This is a genomic window from Phreatobacter aquiterrae (assembly GCF_053471285.1).
The window spans coordinates 177,018-191,611 of the sequence record NZ_JBJPHW010000010.1 but is presented as its reverse complement, the minus strand read 5'-3'; the positions used below and the strand labels follow the sequence as shown (position 1 = coordinate 191,611).

17 protein-coding genes are annotated in these 14,594 nt (G+C 66.9%); 11 read left to right on the top strand and 6 right to left on the bottom strand.

Translation table 11 applies throughout. The features are described from left to right. Both ACJ4V0_RS16345 and ACJ4V0_RS16340 read right to left on the bottom strand, forming a co-directional pair. On the bottom strand, window positions 1-1,533 hold a 1,533-nt coding region (locus tag ACJ4V0_RS16345), incomplete at its 3' end, for a methyl-accepting chemotaxis protein (RefSeq protein WP_448300662.1). Between the two features lie 439 nt (window positions 1,534-1,972). Further along, a complete protein-coding gene (locus ACJ4V0_RS16340) occupies window positions 1,973-2,338 on the bottom strand; it encodes a hypothetical protein (RefSeq protein ID WP_448300661.1) in 366 nt (121 codons plus the stop codon). Window positions 2,339-2,424: 86 nt separating this feature from the next. On the opposite strand from ACJ4V0_RS16340, the gene ACJ4V0_RS16335 reads away from it, so the two are divergent. After that, window positions 2,425-2,889, top strand: a complete 465-nt coding sequence (locus ACJ4V0_RS16335) for a PaaI family thioesterase (protein ID WP_448300660.1) — start codon at window positions 2,425-2,427, stop codon at window positions 2,887-2,889. Window positions 2,890-2,900: 11 nt separating this feature from the next. Continuing rightward, entirely contained in the window at window positions 2,901-3,704 is an 804-nt protein-coding gene (locus ACJ4V0_RS16330; protein WP_448300659.1) for a crotonase/enoyl-CoA hydratase family protein, read from the top strand. Window positions 3,705-3,730: 26 nt separating this feature from the next. Here ACJ4V0_RS16330 and ACJ4V0_RS16325 read toward each other — a convergent pair whose 3' ends face one another. Both ACJ4V0_RS16325 and ACJ4V0_RS16320 read right to left on the bottom strand, forming a co-directional pair. Continuing rightward, window positions 3,731-4,345 (bottom strand): Pr6Pr family membrane protein, encoded by a 615-nt coding sequence (locus ACJ4V0_RS16325; protein WP_448300658.1) that lies wholly within the window; start codon window positions 4,343-4,345, stop codon window positions 3,731-3,733. A gap of 50 nt (window positions 4,346-4,395) precedes the next feature. Beyond that, window positions 4,396-5,484: a malate/lactate/ureidoglycolate dehydrogenase gene (locus ACJ4V0_RS16320; protein WP_448300657.1), complete on the bottom strand. Its 1,089-nt coding sequence runs from the start codon at window positions 5,482-5,484 to the stop codon at window positions 4,396-4,398. A 142-nt stretch (window positions 5,485-5,626) separates the two neighbouring features. Between ACJ4V0_RS16320 and ACJ4V0_RS16315 the strand changes: the two genes are divergently transcribed. Beyond that, on the top strand, window positions 5,627-6,460 hold the full coding sequence (locus ACJ4V0_RS16315; RefSeq protein ID WP_448300656.1) for an alpha/beta fold hydrolase: 834 nt from the start codon (window positions 5,627-5,629) through the stop codon (window positions 6,458-6,460). Window positions 6,461-6,463: 3 nt separating this feature from the next. Here ACJ4V0_RS16315 and ACJ4V0_RS16310 read toward each other — a convergent pair whose 3' ends face one another. Then, the gene (locus ACJ4V0_RS16310) at window positions 6,464-7,288 is read right to left on the bottom strand and encodes an OmpA/MotB family protein (protein ID WP_448300655.1); all 825 of its coding nucleotides are present in this window, start codon (window positions 7,286-7,288) and stop codon (window positions 6,464-6,466) included. 7 nt (window positions 7,289-7,295) lie between these two features. Further along, the gene (locus ACJ4V0_RS16305) at window positions 7,296-8,066 is read right to left on the bottom strand and encodes a motility protein A (RefSeq protein WP_448300654.1); all 771 of its coding nucleotides are present in this window, start codon (window positions 8,064-8,066) and stop codon (window positions 7,296-7,298) included. A 425-nt stretch (window positions 8,067-8,491) separates the two neighbouring features. Here ACJ4V0_RS16305 and ACJ4V0_RS16300 point away from each other — a divergent pair, with 425 nt between their 5' ends. From ACJ4V0_RS16300 to recO, 8 genes are all read left to right on the top strand, one after another. Then, on the top strand, window positions 8,492-9,133 hold the full coding sequence (locus ACJ4V0_RS16300) for a glutathione S-transferase family protein (protein ID WP_448300653.1): 642 nt from the start codon (window positions 8,492-8,494) through the stop codon (window positions 9,131-9,133). A gap of 266 nt (window positions 9,134-9,399) precedes the next feature. Then, window positions 9,400-9,684, top strand: coding sequence for a hypothetical protein (locus tag ACJ4V0_RS16295; protein WP_448300652.1), 285 nt, complete (start codon window positions 9,400-9,402; stop codon window positions 9,682-9,684). Window positions 9,685-9,771: 87 nt separating this feature from the next. Continuing rightward, the gene (locus ACJ4V0_RS16290) at window positions 9,772-11,133 is read left to right on the top strand and encodes an SH3 domain-containing protein (RefSeq protein ID WP_448300651.1); all 1,362 of its coding nucleotides are present in this window, start codon (window positions 9,772-9,774) and stop codon (window positions 11,131-11,133) included. Window positions 11,134-11,206: 73 nt separating this feature from the next. Beyond that, a complete protein-coding gene (gene lepB, locus ACJ4V0_RS16285) occupies window positions 11,207-11,950 on the top strand; it encodes a signal peptidase I (protein ID WP_448300650.1) in 744 nt (247 codons plus the stop codon). A gap of 8 nt (window positions 11,951-11,958) precedes the next feature. Beyond that, on the top strand, window positions 11,959-12,702 hold the full coding sequence (gene rnc, locus ACJ4V0_RS16280) for a ribonuclease III (RefSeq protein ID WP_448300649.1): 744 nt from the start codon (window positions 11,959-11,961) through the stop codon (window positions 12,700-12,702). Further along, window positions 12,699-13,607 (top strand): GTPase Era, encoded by a 909-nt coding sequence (gene era / locus ACJ4V0_RS16275; RefSeq protein WP_448300648.1) that lies wholly within the window; start codon window positions 12,699-12,701, stop codon window positions 13,605-13,607. Before rnc ends, era begins: the two co-directional genes overlap by 4 nt. 3 nt (window positions 13,608-13,610) lie before the next feature. Then, a complete protein-coding gene (locus ACJ4V0_RS16270; protein WP_448300647.1) occupies window positions 13,611-13,844 on the top strand; it encodes a DUF1737 domain-containing protein in 234 nt (77 codons plus the stop codon). Window positions 13,845-13,847: 3 nt separating this feature from the next. Continuing rightward, window positions 13,848-14,573, top strand: coding sequence for a DNA repair protein RecO (gene recO / locus ACJ4V0_RS16265; protein WP_448300646.1), 726 nt, complete (start codon window positions 13,848-13,850; stop codon window positions 14,571-14,573). Window positions 14,574-14,594 lie beyond the last annotated feature (21 nt).

Here is a 14,594-nt window from a genome sequence, read left to right as displayed (position 1 = left end):
TGGAAACGCGGCCGCCCCGGCTGCGAAACCCTGGCCAGCTACGCCGGGGCGGCCGCTCGCATCTGCGCCCTCAATGGGGGCCTGCTTTGGACGCGAAATAGGGGTGGCGATTGGAAGCGATTTGACATTGCGGGCAATCTCCAGCGTTGCGGCGCCCTGCTCCTCGACGGCGGCGGCGATGGCGGTGGAAATCTCCGAAACCTCGACGATGCTCGTGCCGATCGTCCGGAGGGCGGTGGCTGCCTCGCGGGTCGCCTGCTGCATCGACACGATTTGCGCCGAGATCGCCTCGGTGGCCTTGGCGGTCTGACTCGCCAGCGCCTTCACCTCGCTCGCCACCACGGCGAAGCCCTTGCCGGCCTCACCGGCGCGCGCCGCCTCGATCGTGGCATTCAGCGCCAGCAGGTTGGTCTGGTCGGCGACGGCGGTGATCAGCTTGACGACGTCGCCGATGCGTCCGGCGGCATCGAGCAACTCGCTGACCTTGGCGTCGGTGGAATTGGCCAGTTGCACCGCCTCATGGGCCCGGCGTGACGACTCCTGCACCTGGCGTCCGATCTCTCCGACCGACGAGGACATCTCGTCGGTCGCGGCGGCGACAGACTGGACGTTGCCGGCAGCCTCTTCCGAGGCCGCAGCGACGATGGTCGAAAGCTGCTGCGCCGAGCCGGCAGTCTGCGTCAGCGTCGAGGCGGCCGCCTCGAGCTCCGCCGATGCCGAACTCACCGTGCTGACCACCTCGCTGATCTGTTTCTCGAACTCGGCCACGGCTCCCGCCACGACGTTGGCCCGGCGCTCCTTGGCGGCACGTTCGGCCTCCTGCTCGACGGCGAGACGGCGACTTTCCGCGAGGTTGAGCTTGAAGGTCTCCAGGGCGCCGGCCAGATGCCCCACCTCGTCCTTGCGGCCGAGTGCAGGGACCTCCGCCTGAGCATCGCCGCCGGCCACCTTCAGCATGGCGGCAGTGATGGCCTGCAGGGGGCGAGTCACCATTCCGACGACGATGGCGGTCGTCAATCCACCGCCAAGCAGAAGGCCGAGGACGGTCGCGGCCATCATCAGCCAGACCGCGCGACCATAAACATCCTCGGAATGCGCGAGCATCTCCTTCTTGAGGTCCTCGTTGCGGACGTCGAACGACCGGAGCAACTGCCGGGCCTCGTCCACGATGGGCTGAGCCTCGCGCGCCGTTTCGGCGGCGCCCGAATAGTCGCCGCCGCGCGCCTGCGAACGCAGTTTGCGGTGAGCCACCTCATAGCGTTCCAGAGTCTGCCTGACCTTGTCCAAGTCGGCGAGGTCTGTTGCAGCGAACGTCATCGATTTCAGTTCGCCGATACGGCCGAGGGCACTCTTGTATTCCTCCTCTGCCTCGCGCTCGTACTTCTGCCGCTGCGCCAGCGTCAGTTCGGACGTCTGCGCGCGCACATCGGTCACATAGGACAGCAGGTATCCGGCGGCGCGACCGGACACGAACAGCCTTTCGCTGGCCTGGTGCAATTCCTTCTTGGCGTTGTGCATCTGCAGAAGGGACAAGAAGGCGATACTTCCGACGCAGACCATGGCTACGGCCAGGACAGCCGCAGCAGCAAAAACCTTCGTCGCTATCGTGCGATCACGAAACCAAGCAAGCATTCTGATCCCCTACGAAGAATGGAATTCTGCGAGAGGCCAAGAGTCTGGCACACGCATGCCAATTTGCTTAAATTGCGAGTTATTAACGATACCTTCTTGGAGTGCAGCAAAGCGCTGCATTCTGATACCGCTGCGTCAGCGGGTCGCGGACCTGTGGTTGTGCCAATCGGTTGATGTAACCCGATGGTCTGATGTCGGTGGGGGATGAAGTCTTCGCGCCAGGCCTGCTGGCAAGCGCAACTTGGCGGCCGATTCGCCTGTCGGGAGCGCATATCCGCCGGTAGAGACCAGGCCTGTGGGGGTCTGGCGCCTTGGAAAAAGCTAAGCCGGGCCGGTGCTGTCAAGCCCGGCTGAGGCGGCGCGCATTGGCCTTGGCCCGCCGCGCCGCCGGCCGCGTCGCCGCGACGCTGATGGCGAGAAGCCCGTGTGCGACGTCGTCGGTGGACATTCGTCCGGTCGTTGAGCGGATGGCGAGGCGCCCGACCTCGAAGGCGGCGTCGAGCGACCCTTGAGCCGCCGCATCCACCTTTTCGCCGATCATCCTCATCGCCTCGGCCCGCGCCGGACCGTGAAAGAGGGTCGACGGGTCGGACATGAGCGCCATGCGGTGAGCGATGGTGACGCTGGCGGCCACGGCAGTGGTCGCGGAAAGCGACGCCGCGCCAAAGGCGGCTTCGGTGAAGCGGGGCAGGTACCAGAAGAACAATGCAATCCCTCGATCGTCCGGACGGGTTGCCCGGCACAACGACAGTTTGCGACCATTTGGCGATATTGCAATGAAGGTGCCTAGGCATGGCTGCCGCCCAGCAGAACTTTTCCGTGAATGATCCGGATTTCGAGGCGCGCGGCCGGGCGAGCTTCGCGAGGCAGCCAATGATGGCGACCCTCGGCGTCGGCCTCGACAGGCTTGAGCCCGGTCACGCCGAAATGACGATGCCCTATGGCCGCCACATCCTGCAGCAGCACGGTTTCGTCCACGCGGGGGCCCTCTCGGCGCTGATCGACAACGCCTGCGGCTTTGCGGCGATGACCCTGATGCCGAAGGGCACGGGCGTGCTCACCGTCGAATTCAAGGTGAACCTGATGTCGCCCGGCAAGGGTGAGCGGTTCATCGGCGTCGGCAGAGTGATCCGCCCGGGCAAGACGATCATGGTCACACTCGGCGAGTGCTTCGCGGAGGAAGCGGGCGAGCGCAAGCTCATCGCCATGATGACGGCCACCATGATGGTGATCACCGCGCCGGGTATCGTCGACTGAGGAGATGAGTCATGCCCGACCTCGCCATAGAGACGTCAGGCCCGGTCACGACCTTCATCCGCACGCGATCGGCGGCGCGCAACGCGATGAACCCGGAAGGTGCAGAGGCGCTTCACGATGCGCTCGTGGCCTTCGATGCCGACGAGAGCGCCAGCGTCGGGGTCCTGTGGGGCGCCGGGGGCTCATTCTGCGCCGGCTTCGACCTGAAACATGCCGCCGCGGCTCCCGGCGGCACGCCCTTCGGCGGCCTCCTCGACATTCCCGATGGGGACAGGGCCTGGCCGCGCGGTCCGATGGGTCCGACGCGGCTGCAACTGTCCAAACCGGTCATCGCCGCGATCGCCGGTCCGGCCGTTGCCGGCGGCATGGAGATCGCGCTGTGGTGCGACCTGCGTGTCATGGAGGAAGACGCCTATATGGGCGTCTATTGCCGACGCTGGGGCGTACCTCTGATCGATGGCGGCACCGTGCGCCTGCCCCGACTGGTCGGGCAGGGACGGGCGCTGGACCTGATCCTGACCGGCCGCAAGGTGGACGCCGACGAAGCCCTGCGTATCGGCCTGGCCGACCGCGTCGTGCCGCATGGCCGGTCCCGCGAGGCGGCCGAGGCTCTCGCCCATGAAATTGCACGCTTCCCCCAAGGGTGCCTCAGGGCCGACCGGGCCTCCGCGCTCGCGCAATGGGATCTGCCCATGGCGGACGCTCTGCGCAATGAGTGGCGAACCTCGGCGGGCATGGCGGTCGAGGAGGGGATTGCCGGTGCTGCCCGATTTGCTGCCGGCAAGGGGCGTGGGGGCGACTTCGGCAGCATCTGAGCGTCCGGACTGCGGCCCCGCAGTCGTCAGGATCGGGCCAGAAGGCGGTCGAGCGCGATGAGCGTCAGCGCTATGGCGACCACGAATCCCAGCAGACCCACGATGTTCAGCGCGAACAGGCTGGCCGTAACTGTCCGGGGGTCGAGGAAAAAATAGGCGTACCAGCCGTCCACGGCGCCCCGCGCCATCGCGTACATGCAATAGGCCGCCGGGAGGACCGTGGCCCACAGACTGTCCCTCCACCGCAGTGCTCCCCGGTATCCGGCGAGCCATGCGGCAAGGAAGAGGACCGGGGTCGCATCGTGGAGCGCGTGGTCGACCGCGGCCTGGAGGCCCTGTGGGTCCCACACCGACCGCAGGGCGATGGAATAGACAAGTCCGACGAGGGCGATTGCAGTCGCGAGGCTCAACTTGCTCCGAGGTCCCAGCAGCGTCGAGCCCGGATGGACGGCAAGGATCGTCGACGCCACGGCGACCATGCCATTGGTCAGGATGGTGAAAAATCCGAGGAAGCGCCAAGCGGCGAACCCCAGCGTCGCTCCGTCAGCCATCGGCGTTCCGGCAAGCAGCCAGAACTGCAGCGCGAGGGCCGCCCACGCCACGACCGCCGTCGTCAGATGAAGGGCCCGTGGCAGATGCATCGGTCTTGCGTTCTCCTTTGCACAAGCGGATCGGCGCCGCCAGCGCCCCGTTAGCGGAGCGCCGCCTTGATGACGTTGTCGCCGATGCCCAGTTCGCGGGCGGTTGCCGCGATGGCGTCCCAGGTGCCGTCCGAGAGTGGCACGCCCTCCGCCAGCTTTTTCGCCTTCGAGCGCATTTCCGCCTCGCCGGGCACCAGCACCTCGCCACCTACCTCCACCGGCCGCGCGCTCTTGTAGTAGGCGACGTACTCGGCGCATTCGCCGGGGAAGAAGCCGTCGGGGTCGACCACCTTCGGGTCGATGTAGATGGACATCATGCCGTTGCAGAACCGCTTGTCCGGCCCCGTCGTGCCGGCGCCGCTCAGCGCACCACCGAGGATCTCGCACATGAAAGCGAGGCCGGAGCCCTTGTGCTCGCCGAAGGCGCGGATGGCTCCAGGGCCGTTCATGGGATCACGGGTGCCGGGACCGGCGGGATAGGGGCCGTAGAGGACGGCGGGGTCGCTGCTCTTGCTGCCGTCGGGTGAGATCAGCGCGTCCGGAGGGATGGGCTTGCCGCCGAGCGAGGCCACCAGGACCTTGCCCTCGGCCACCAGCGACGTGGCGAAATCGAGCAGCAGCGGCGCCTCGCCCGGCCGTGGCACGCCGATGCAGTACGGGGCCGTGGAGAGCCTGCGGTCGACGCCGCCATGGGGGGCGACGAGGATCGAGCCGACGACATTGACGAAATGGATCGAGACCAGGCCTTCGGCTGCCGCCATCTCGGCGAAATCGCCGATGCGGCCGAGATGGCCGGCCTTGCGCAGGGCAACGGCGGCGAGGCCGTTCTGCTTCGCCTTGGCGATGCCAATCCTCACTGCCTGGGGTCCGACGGTCTGGCCGAACCCGTAGTGGCCATCGAGCACGGTGATAGCCGGGGTATCGACGAGGGCGGTCACCGATTTTCCCGCCTCGACACGACCTTCGCGCAGCCAGTCGACATAGCGCGGGACGCGCGCGACGCCATGGCTGTCGTGCCCTGTCAGATTGGCTTCGGTGAGATAGTGACCGATGCGCCCCGCCTCCTCGGCGTCGCAGCCCGCCTCCTCAAAGACCGCCGCAACGAGTGCCTCGAGCCGCCCCGCATCGACCAATGCCATGTCATCCTCCCTGTTCTTTGGAATGATGATGGCGTCTTAGTGTGCCGGCGGAAAGGGAGGCCCTCACACGTTCGGCCTGCATCGCGCGACCTTCCCGACCATGTCCAGGAACGCTAAACTCCTAACCGCAAGGAGTTTGCCGATGACGACCGTGATCCCCGCCTTCACCGCCGGCCGGCTGGAGCGCCCGGACGGCGCCGTCATCCACTATGAGGTTGGCGGGGAGGGACCCCCGCTCGTCTTCGCCCACGGGCTGGGTGGCAATCATCTGAGTTGGTGGCAGTCGTCGCCGGTCTTCGCCGAGCGCCATCAGGTCGTCGCCTTCTCGCATCGGGGCTTTGCGCCTTCGACAACGCCGGGAGGCATTCCCGATCCCCGGCTCTACGCTTCTGACCTGGAGGCACTTCTCGATCACCTCTCGATCCCCAAGGCGGTGATCATCGGCCAGTCGATGGGAGGCTGGACCTGCGTCGAGGCGGCGCTCGCCACCCCGGAGCGGGTGGTCGGCATCGTCATGGCCTGCACCTCCGGCTCCTTCGACTATGACCGCTTCGGCGATCCCGCGGTCGCAGCGTGGCGGCAGGACGCGCCGGCTGCCATCGCGCGTCTGGCCGAGCGCGGCATTCACCGCGCCGCGGGTGCGCGCATGGCCGACGAGCAACCCGGCCTGCACGCCCTTTACCAGGCCGTCGACCGCCTTTCCCTGGGGCTGGACAAGAACGAGATCGGCAATCGCATCCGCGCCATGCGCAAGCGCGGGCCGGAGGACGCCGCGCGCATCGGCTGCCCGGCCTTGTTCGTGATCGGCGAGGAGGACCTGTTGATCTGTCCGCGCGGCATCGAGCGGGTGGCGGAGAACTTCCCCAATGCCCGCATCGTTCGCGTGCCGGTATCGGGCCATTCCGTCTATTTCGAGCGTGCGACGATCTTCAACGCCTGCGTCGAGCGGTTCCTCGGGGAGATCGGCTGGCGGTAGCCCTCAATTGCCGAGAAAGCCCCGCGGCGTGACGGGCGATTCCTTCATGATCAGGATCGAGACGCGACGGTTGGCGGCGAGGTAGGGGTCGTCGGGAAACATCGGCTCGCTGTCGCCTTTGCCCGTCACCGCGAAGACGCGATCCGGGGGAAGCCCGTTCTCCTCGAGAATCATGCGGACGGCATTGGCGCGGTCGGCGGTGAGATCCCAGGGGCCATAGCCCGGCCGGCCGAGCACCCGCGTTCCCGAGGTATGGCCGGTGATTGTGATCCGGTTCGAGAGCTGGCGCAGGGCCGGGGTCAGCGCGGCGATCAGGCGACGCGTCCGCTCGTAGGGCTCGCGGCCGTCGGGCGGGAACATGGCCCGGCCGTCCTGGTCGACGATCTGGATGTCGAGACCGTCCGGCCGTTCCTCCATGATCACGTTCTTCGAGAGTTCGGCGATCTCCGGGAAGGCCTGCAGTGCCTGGCGCAGGCTGGCGGCGGCGAGCGCCATCCGCCGGTCGGCCATGGCGCTTATGGCCTCCGGATTGCGCTCCTGCGTCTGCGGCGCGGGTCGGTCGGTCGGCTGCTCGGGCGAGTTCGACAGGTTCTGGATGTAGGGGCGGGTCGGGATCCCGTGCAGTTCGATCATGCCCGTCAGACTGGTGTTGCTGGTCGTGCCGAAGGCTTCCCGGAAGGAGCCCGTCATCATGTGCTTCTTGCGTTCGTCCTGGTTGGACGTCGCCACGAGCACGACGAAGAACGACATCAGCAGCGCCATCAGGTCGGCGAAGGTGACATACCAGCCGTGACCGCCCGCGTGACCGCCGCCCTTGCGCTTTGCCATGACGTCCTCAGGCGGCTTCTGCCAGGTGTTCTCGATCGTGCGGCGTCAGGTAGGCGAGCAGCATCTCCTTGACCACCTGCGGGCTCTTCTGGTTGCGGATCTGGAGGATGCCGTCGATGATGATCGAGCGGGTCATGTCTTCCTCGGCCATCTTGAGGTGGCATTTGTCGGCGATCGGCAGGCAGACGAAGTTGGACACCACGGCACCGTAGAGCGTCGCGAGGAGCGCCATGGCCATGATGGGACCGAGCTTCGAAGGGTCGGTCATGTTCGCGAACATGTTGACCATGCCGAGGATGGTGCCGACCATGCCGAAGGCGGGGGCGCAGTCTCCGATGGAGCGGTAGACCTTCTGCGCCTCGTCCAACTGCATGTAGACGTTGTCCTTGTCCGTCTCCATCGTCTGGCGGATGAAGTCGGCATCATAGCCGTCAGCGATGTAGCGGACGCCCTGGGCCAGGGTCGGATTGTCGATGTCGAGCTTCTCAAGCGCGTTGGGACCCTGCTTGCGCGCCACGTCGGCGATCCGGGCGATCTCCTCCACGAGATCGCGCGGGCTGGTGGATGGCATGGCCAGCACCGCCTTGAACCCCATGGGCAGGCTGTGGGCGATGATGCCCAGCGGAAAGCGCGTCATCGTGGCGACGGCCGAACCGCCGAAGATGATGATGATGGCATGCTTGTCGACGTACTGGGCGAAGTTGCCTCCATCGATCATGATGAGGCCGAAAATGACGCCGACAGCCCCAACCAGCCCCAGGATTGTGGCGATATCCATCCGCGACTCCGATCATGCATCCTTGCACTGCACGGAGCCTAAGCGACGGCGCCTAAGAGTTGCTTAAGGTTGCCGCCGCCTTTACGAAAAGCCGACGTCTTGCGGCAGGGGGCAGGGTGCGGCTAAAGGGCTGGTCGAATGTCCGCTCGGAAGGGAACGCCATGAACATGCTGGTCTTGAGATGTTGTACTGTTCTTGGCCTGCTGGCTCTCGGCGCTTGCGCGCAGACGGCTCCCTCCGCGCCTCCCGGTCCGCCCGTCGTCAATGCCACGCCGCCGCCGCTGCCTCCGGATCCGGCTCTGGGTCCGCATGCGACCCCGGCACAGGAGCCCGCGCAGCGCGCCCGCCGCCGCTGACGGGCGCCTCTATTTTGACATAGCGCGTCGGTCCAATCGACTTTCCCGTCGTTGCCGCAAGGAGGCAGCTTGGCCGACTATCGCCTCCATTGCTTCGCCCAGTCGGGCAATGCCTACAAGGTCGCCCTCATGCTGTCGGCCTGCGGGCTCGACTGGGAGCCCGTGCTCGTCAGCTATTTCGACGGGGCCACGCGCGCTCCGGAGTGGCGGCACGACGTCAATGTGATGGGAGAGGTTCCGGTGCTGGAGCATCAGGGTCGTCGCCTGTCGCAGTCCGGCGCGATCCTGACCTTTCTCGCTCGACAGACGGGGCAGTTCGCACCGGCGAACGAGGATGAGGAGATGGACATCCTGCGCTGGATCCTCTTCGACAACCACAAGTTCACCAGCTATTTCGCCACGCACCGCTTCATGCTGTCGCTGGCGGGCAAGCCGGCGGACCCCGCCGTCCTGTCGTTCCTCCGGACGCGTGTCGACGCGGCGCTTGCGGTGGCCGAGGCGCATCTGGCGACGACCCCGTTTATGGTGGCGGGGCGTCCGACGGTCGCCGATATCTCGCTGGCCGGCTACATGTTCTACCCCAATGCGGAGACCGGCTATGACATCGCCGCGTCCTATCCGCACCTGCACGCCTGGCGCGAGCGGATCGCAGCGCTGCCGGGCTGGAAGCCACCCTACGAGATGATGCCGAGCGCACTGCCGGCCGCGTGATTGGACCCATGATGACCTACAAGACTGCCGTCCTGACCTTGGCCGGACTGTGCATGGCGGGCTGCATGGGGGGCGGGAGTGCACCCGTGGCCTCGCAGGCGCCGGTCACGGCCGTGCCCGTCGGTCGTGTCGAATCATCCTCCCTGCCGCCACCAACCGGAGCCGGAACGACGGTCGTCGCAACCGCGCCGCCAGCCTCATCCTCGGCGGTTCCGGTTTCGGCGCAACCGCAGGCAAGTGCGCCGTCCCGCATGGAGGTCGACGGCATGCGCACCGCGCCGGGCGCCCGCGAAAGCGCCAGCCTCACCAATGTCTCCCGTGTCTCGACCGGTGCGCCGACATCGGGCAACCCGCTGGGTGGGACCATCGTCAGCGGCCAGACAGCGGGCGCCATCCCGACGACGATCGACCGCAACCGCGAGGCGGTGCGCGTGCGCTCGAGCGCCCCGCGTGATCCGCTCGGACCGGGTACGCCGCCGCCGATCATCGCACCGGAACTGCGGGATACGACCGGGCGGTCGATCCGCAACCGGCAGGAAGTGCAGTTCTAGCAGAAACCATCGAAACAATCGGAGGCCGCGCAAGGGATCGGTGCGCAGCAGGGTGTTGCGAGAGGACATGGCGAGAGGAACCGCACCATGTCCTGGCTTGCCCGCCTTCGTCGCTCGTTGATCCCGTCGGCCGCCGCGATCGCCGCGCTCATGTCCGCGGACGCGGGTCCGGCCCGGGCCACCGATCAGCCCCCGCTGCCGCCGTGCAGCCTCGGCGAGACGGACTGGCGGATCGACCCTGTCTTCCAGGCGAGCCGCCACCCCTCCCAGCGGCATCTCCCCGTGCGAGATTTGCGCTGCCGCACCGTCGAATCCAGTCTCTGGCCCTTTGGCGCCGACAAACTGCGGATCGTTCAGGCCAAGGTTTTCGAGGCGAGGGAAAGCGGCGAGGGGGTTGAACAATCGGTCAACCTCTTCATGCTCGTCCGCGAGACCACGTCTGGCGCGCACGTCATGGCGCGCTTTCTCGAACCCTATGACGTGTCCCGGGACAAACCGTTTTTCCACACCCTGGTTCATGCGAGGGAGGACGGCGTGCTCGTCGAACTCGGCGAAAAGGTGCCGAACGCCTACCGCATCAGCGGAGACCGCGTGAGTCGCATCGACGCGCATGCGTGGGTCGCAGGCATCGGCACGGCGGCGGGGCCCGGATGGGTTCCTGGCCCGGTTCGACGGGTGTCCTTCAGCCAGATGCGCGGCTTTGTCTCGATCTTCCGCACGGGGGCCGACGATCCCGCCCGTCCCGGAAGCGCCTTCGACGCCGGCCGGGCGATCGAGGTGAAGCTGGCGCTGGAGGGCGACCTCCTCGTGTCGCAGGGCGCGGAGGTCGTGGAGCCGCACATGGTCCAGGATGTCGAGCACTGGACAGGTTTCGTCGAGCTACAGGAGGAGGCGCGCCAGACCCGACGCCGCCTGCCGCCTCGCACAGAGCCCTGCGATATCGCCGGCTGGTCTGCCGATTCCGACCCGGCCGGCATGAACGTGCGGGCAGCACCCAATGCCACCGCCCGCATCGTCGGCCGCATTCCACCACCCTGGAAGGCACCGGACTCTTCCGGCGACACCAGCGATACCTACCGTGCCGAGTTCCGGATCGTCGGCTTCCGCGACGGCTGGTTCCTCATCCGGGACATCACCGCACCCGGCGTCGCCTATGGGGAGCGGTATCCTCGCAACCGTCCGCAACCCTATCGAGGTCAGGGATGGGTTTCAGCGCGCCTCGTCGGCGCGGCGCTGGCCAACGGCGGCCTGGTTCCGGGCCAACTCCATCAGGCGCCGAGCGAACATGCCGCCACGCGGGCGGCCATGCGCCAGGGCGAACCTGTCTCGACCGGCGACATCGTCGAGCGGCTCCACGCCTGTTCCGGTAACTGGGGCCTGGTCGAGATCGAGGGTGTGCGCGGCTGGTGGAACGGCATCTGTTCCAACCAGGTGACGAATTGCAGTTGATCGGCGATGTCGTTGCATGACGGCCGTACCGCGGGCTATACGGCGGGCTCATTCGACATGAGGTTCGACGCGCGTGGCCGATGACAACAAGGGCGGACTGGGCGAGACGGTCCGCGTGGTGATCCACGCACTTCTCATCGCCTTCGTGATCCGCACGTTCCTGTTCCAGCCGTTCAACATCCCCTCGGGTTCGATGAAGGAGACGCTGCTCGTCGGCGACTATCTCTTCGTCTCGAAGTTCTCCTACGGCTATTCCCGCTATTCGTTCCCCTTCTCGCCCAACCTCTTCGACGGGCGGATCATGGGATCGGTGCCGGCCCGCGGCGATGTCGTGGTCTTCCGCCTGCCGCGCGAGCCCGACGTCGACTACATCAAGCGCGTCATCGGCCTGCCGGGCGATCGCATCCAGATGGTTGCCGGCCAGGTCCACATCAACGGAACGCCGGTGCCGCGCGAGCGGATCGACGACTTCATCGATACCGAGGACGGCCGCCAGGTTCGGGTGCGTCGGTACCGCGAGACGCTGCCCAATGGTGTCGTTCACACGACCCTCGACCTTTACGAGAACGGCTTCTACGACAACACGCCGGTCTATGAAGTGCCAGCAGGCCATGTCTTTGTCATGGGCGACAATCGCGACAACTCGACCGATAGTCGCGTCCTCAGCCAGGTCGGACCGATTCCGCTCGATCATCTGATCGGCCGGGCGCAGATCCTGTTCTTCTCCAACGACGTCAAGGAGGGGGCGAGCCCCTGGGCCTTCTGGCGCTGGCCCTGGTCGTTCCGCTGGACCCGATTCGGAAATCTTGTGAGGTGAATCAGGCGGTGGCGCCCGGTCGCAAAGCCAAGGCCCAGCGGGCGAGTCTCGAGGAGATCGAGGCTCGCATCGGTCATCCATTCTCCGATCCCAACCTTCTGGCGCGGGCGCTGACGCACCCGAGCGCTGTGTCCGGTATCGAGAAGCGGAGCGGATCCTATCAGCGGCTTGAGTTCCTCGGCGATCGCGTCCTCGGCCTCGCTGTTGCGTCCATGCTCGTCCGCGCTCTTCCGGACGAGGACGAGGGGGCGCTGTCGCGCCGCCTGTCCGATCTCGTGCGCGCCGAGACCTGCGCGGAGATCGCGGCCGAACTCGCCCTTGGAGATGGCGTGAAGGTGGGCCCGACGGAAAGCCAGTCGGCCGTCGGCAAGCGCGCCGGCGTCCTGTCTGATCTCTGCGAGGCGGTCATCGGCGCCATCTATCTCGACGCCGGCTGGCTGCCGGCCGAGGCTTTCGTCGTCCGCAACTGGGGTGTGCGCCTGACGGCCGGATCGGCGCCGCAGAGAGACGCCAAGAGCGCGTTGCAGGAATGGGCGCAGGGCAGGGGCCTGGCGACACCCGTCTATCGCGTCGTCAGCCGCAGCGGGCCCGATCACGCGCCACAGTTCACCATGGCTGTCGTCATCCCCGGACTGGCCGACGGGACCGGCGAGGGGCCCGCCAAGCGCCAGGCCGAGATCGCTGCCGCCACCACCGTGCTGCTGCGCGAGGGCGTCTGGGCCGCGACGAACGAGGCGGGAGCCCGGACATGACCACCGAACCGACGCGCTGCGGCTTCGTCGCCATCATCGGCGCGCCCAATGCCGGCAAGTCGACGCTGGTCAACGCGCTGGTCGGCGCCAAGGTCACCATCGTCTCGCACAAGGTCCAGACCACCCGCGCGCTGGTCCGCGGCATCGCCATGGAAGGCAGCGCCCAGATTATCCTCGTCGACACGCCCGGACTGTTCTCGCCCCGTCGGCGGCTCGACCGCGCCATGGTCTCGGCCGCTTGGGGCGGGGCGGCGGACGCCGACCGCGTCATCGTGCTGGTGGACGCGAAGAAGGGGCTGGACGAGTCTGTCGAGGCGATTCTCGACAAGCTCGGCGACGTGCGCCAGCCGAAGGACCTCGTCCTCAACAAGGTCGATCTCGTCGACCGGCCGAAGCTTCTCGACCTGGCGACGGCGATCAACGCGCGGGCGCATTTCGACAAGACCTTCATGATCTCCGCTGCGACCGGGTCAGGCGTCACTGACCTTCGGCGGCATCTGGCCGCGAGTGCGCCCATCGGCCCCTGGCACTATCCGGAAGACGAGATCTCGGACGTTCCGGCCCGCATGCTCGCCGCCGAGATCACCCGCGAGAAGCTCTATCACCGGCTGCACGACGAATTGCCCTATGATGCGACGGTGGAGACCGAGAGCTACGAGGAGCGCAAGGACGGCTCCATCCGCATCGAGCAGACGATCTATGTCGTGCGCGAAGGCCAGCGGAAGATCATGCTCGGCAAGCGCGGCGACACCATCAAGCTGATCTCGCAGTCCGCCCGCGAGGAACTGTCAAAGCTGTTCGAAACGAAGGTGCACCTGTTTCTTTTCGTGAAGGTGCGCGAGAACTGGGGCGACGATCCCGAGCGCTACGAGCGCATGGGGCTCGAATATCCGAAAGGCAGGTGAGCCATGCTGTCCGTCCGTGCGAAGCAGACCACGACCCTCTACCGCTACCTCACCGGGCCGGACGACTCGGCCTTCTGCCACCGCGTCAGCGAAGCCATCAACAAGGGCTGGCAGCTCTACGGGCCGCCCACGCTCACCTTCGATGCCGTCAAGGGGCGCGTCATCTGCGGCCAGGCCATCGTCCGGGAGGTCGAGGACGTCGCCAATTCCCCCGACCTGAAGCTCTCCGACTTCTGATCGATGCAATGGACCGATGACGGCATTGTCCTCGGAGCACGCTCCTACGGGGAATCGAGCGTCATCCTTGAGCTCTTCACGCGCGCACACGGGCGTCATCTCGGCCTGGTGAGGGGCGGCAGGTCGCGCCGCCAGCAGCCGGTCCTGCAACCGGGGAACCGGGTCCATGCGACCTGGTCGGCGCGACTGGACGAGCACCTCGGCAACTACGTCATCGAGGCGTCGGTCTCCCGCGCCGCCCGCCTGATGGAAAAGCGCGAGGGCGTGGCCGGCATCACGCATCTGGCGGCGCTCGCGCGGCTAATGCCGGAACGCGAGGCCCACGAGGGGATCTATGAGGCGATCGAGCTGATCGCCGACGCCCTGCCGGACGTCGCCATTGCCGCGCCGCTGCTGGTGCGGTTCGAACTGGAGGTTCTGAGGCTCCTCGGATTTGGCGTCGACCTGTCCGAATGCGCTGCCACAGGCGAGACGCACGACCTTGCCTACGTCTCCCCGAAGTCCGGCCGCGCCGTCTCCAGAACCGCCGGCGAGCCCTGGCGGGAACGGCTGCTGGCGCTGCCGGCGTTTCTCGTCGGCGCTGCGGCCGTCGCACCCGACGATGTGAGGGCCGGCTTCCGTCTGACCGGCTATTTTCTCAACCGCCACGTCTTCGAGCCGCGCGGTCTCGCCATGCCCGATGCGCGCGAAGTTTTTCTCCGTTTCGTCGGCGCCGCGCCGGGCGTTTGAATTCGCCGCCTCAAGCCTCTA

What these genes read in the sequence shown, in the direction of transcription:
- ACJ4V0_RS16295 (WP_448300652.1), top strand. Translation starts at nt 9,400, where the DNA reads ATGCGCACCGCGCCGGGCGCCCGCGAAAGCGCCAGCCTCACCAATGTC.
- ACJ4V0_RS16335 (WP_448300660.1), top strand. Translation starts at nt 2,425, where the DNA reads ATGGCTGCCGCCCAGCAGAACTTTTCCGTGAATGATCCGGATTTCGAG.
- ACJ4V0_RS16270 (WP_448300647.1), top strand. Translation starts at nt 13,611, where the DNA reads ATGCTGTCCGTCCGTGCGAAGCAGACCACGACCCTCTACCGCTACCTC.
- ACJ4V0_RS16330 (WP_448300659.1), top strand. Translation starts at nt 2,901, where the DNA reads ATGCCCGACCTCGCCATAGAGACGTCAGGCCCGGTCACGACCTTCATC.
- recO (WP_448300646.1), top strand. Translation starts at nt 13,848, where the DNA reads ATGCAATGGACCGATGACGGCATTGTCCTCGGAGCACGCTCCTACGGG.
- ACJ4V0_RS16325 (WP_448300658.1), bottom strand. Translation starts at nt 4,345, where the DNA reads ATGCATCTGCCACGGGCCCTTCATCTGACGACGGCGGTCGTGGCGTGG.
- ACJ4V0_RS16315 (WP_448300656.1), top strand. Translation starts at nt 5,627, where the DNA reads ATGACGACCGTGATCCCCGCCTTCACCGCCGGCCGGCTGGAGCGCCCG.
- ACJ4V0_RS16310 (WP_448300655.1), bottom strand. Translation starts at nt 7,288, where the DNA reads ATGGCAAAGCGCAAGGGCGGCGGTCACGCGGGCGGTCACGGCTGGTAT.
- ACJ4V0_RS16320 (WP_448300657.1), bottom strand. Translation starts at nt 5,484, where the DNA reads ATGGCATTGGTCGATGCGGGGCGGCTCGAGGCACTCGTTGCGGCGGTC.
- era (WP_448300648.1), top strand. Translation starts at nt 12,699, where the DNA reads ATGACCACCGAACCGACGCGCTGCGGCTTCGTCGCCATCATCGGCGCG.
- ACJ4V0_RS16305 (WP_448300654.1), bottom strand. Translation starts at nt 8,066, where the DNA reads ATGGATATCGCCACAATCCTGGGGCTGGTTGGGGCTGTCGGCGTCATT.
- ACJ4V0_RS16290 (WP_448300651.1), top strand. Translation starts at nt 9,772, where the DNA reads ATGTCCTGGCTTGCCCGCCTTCGTCGCTCGTTGATCCCGTCGGCCGCC.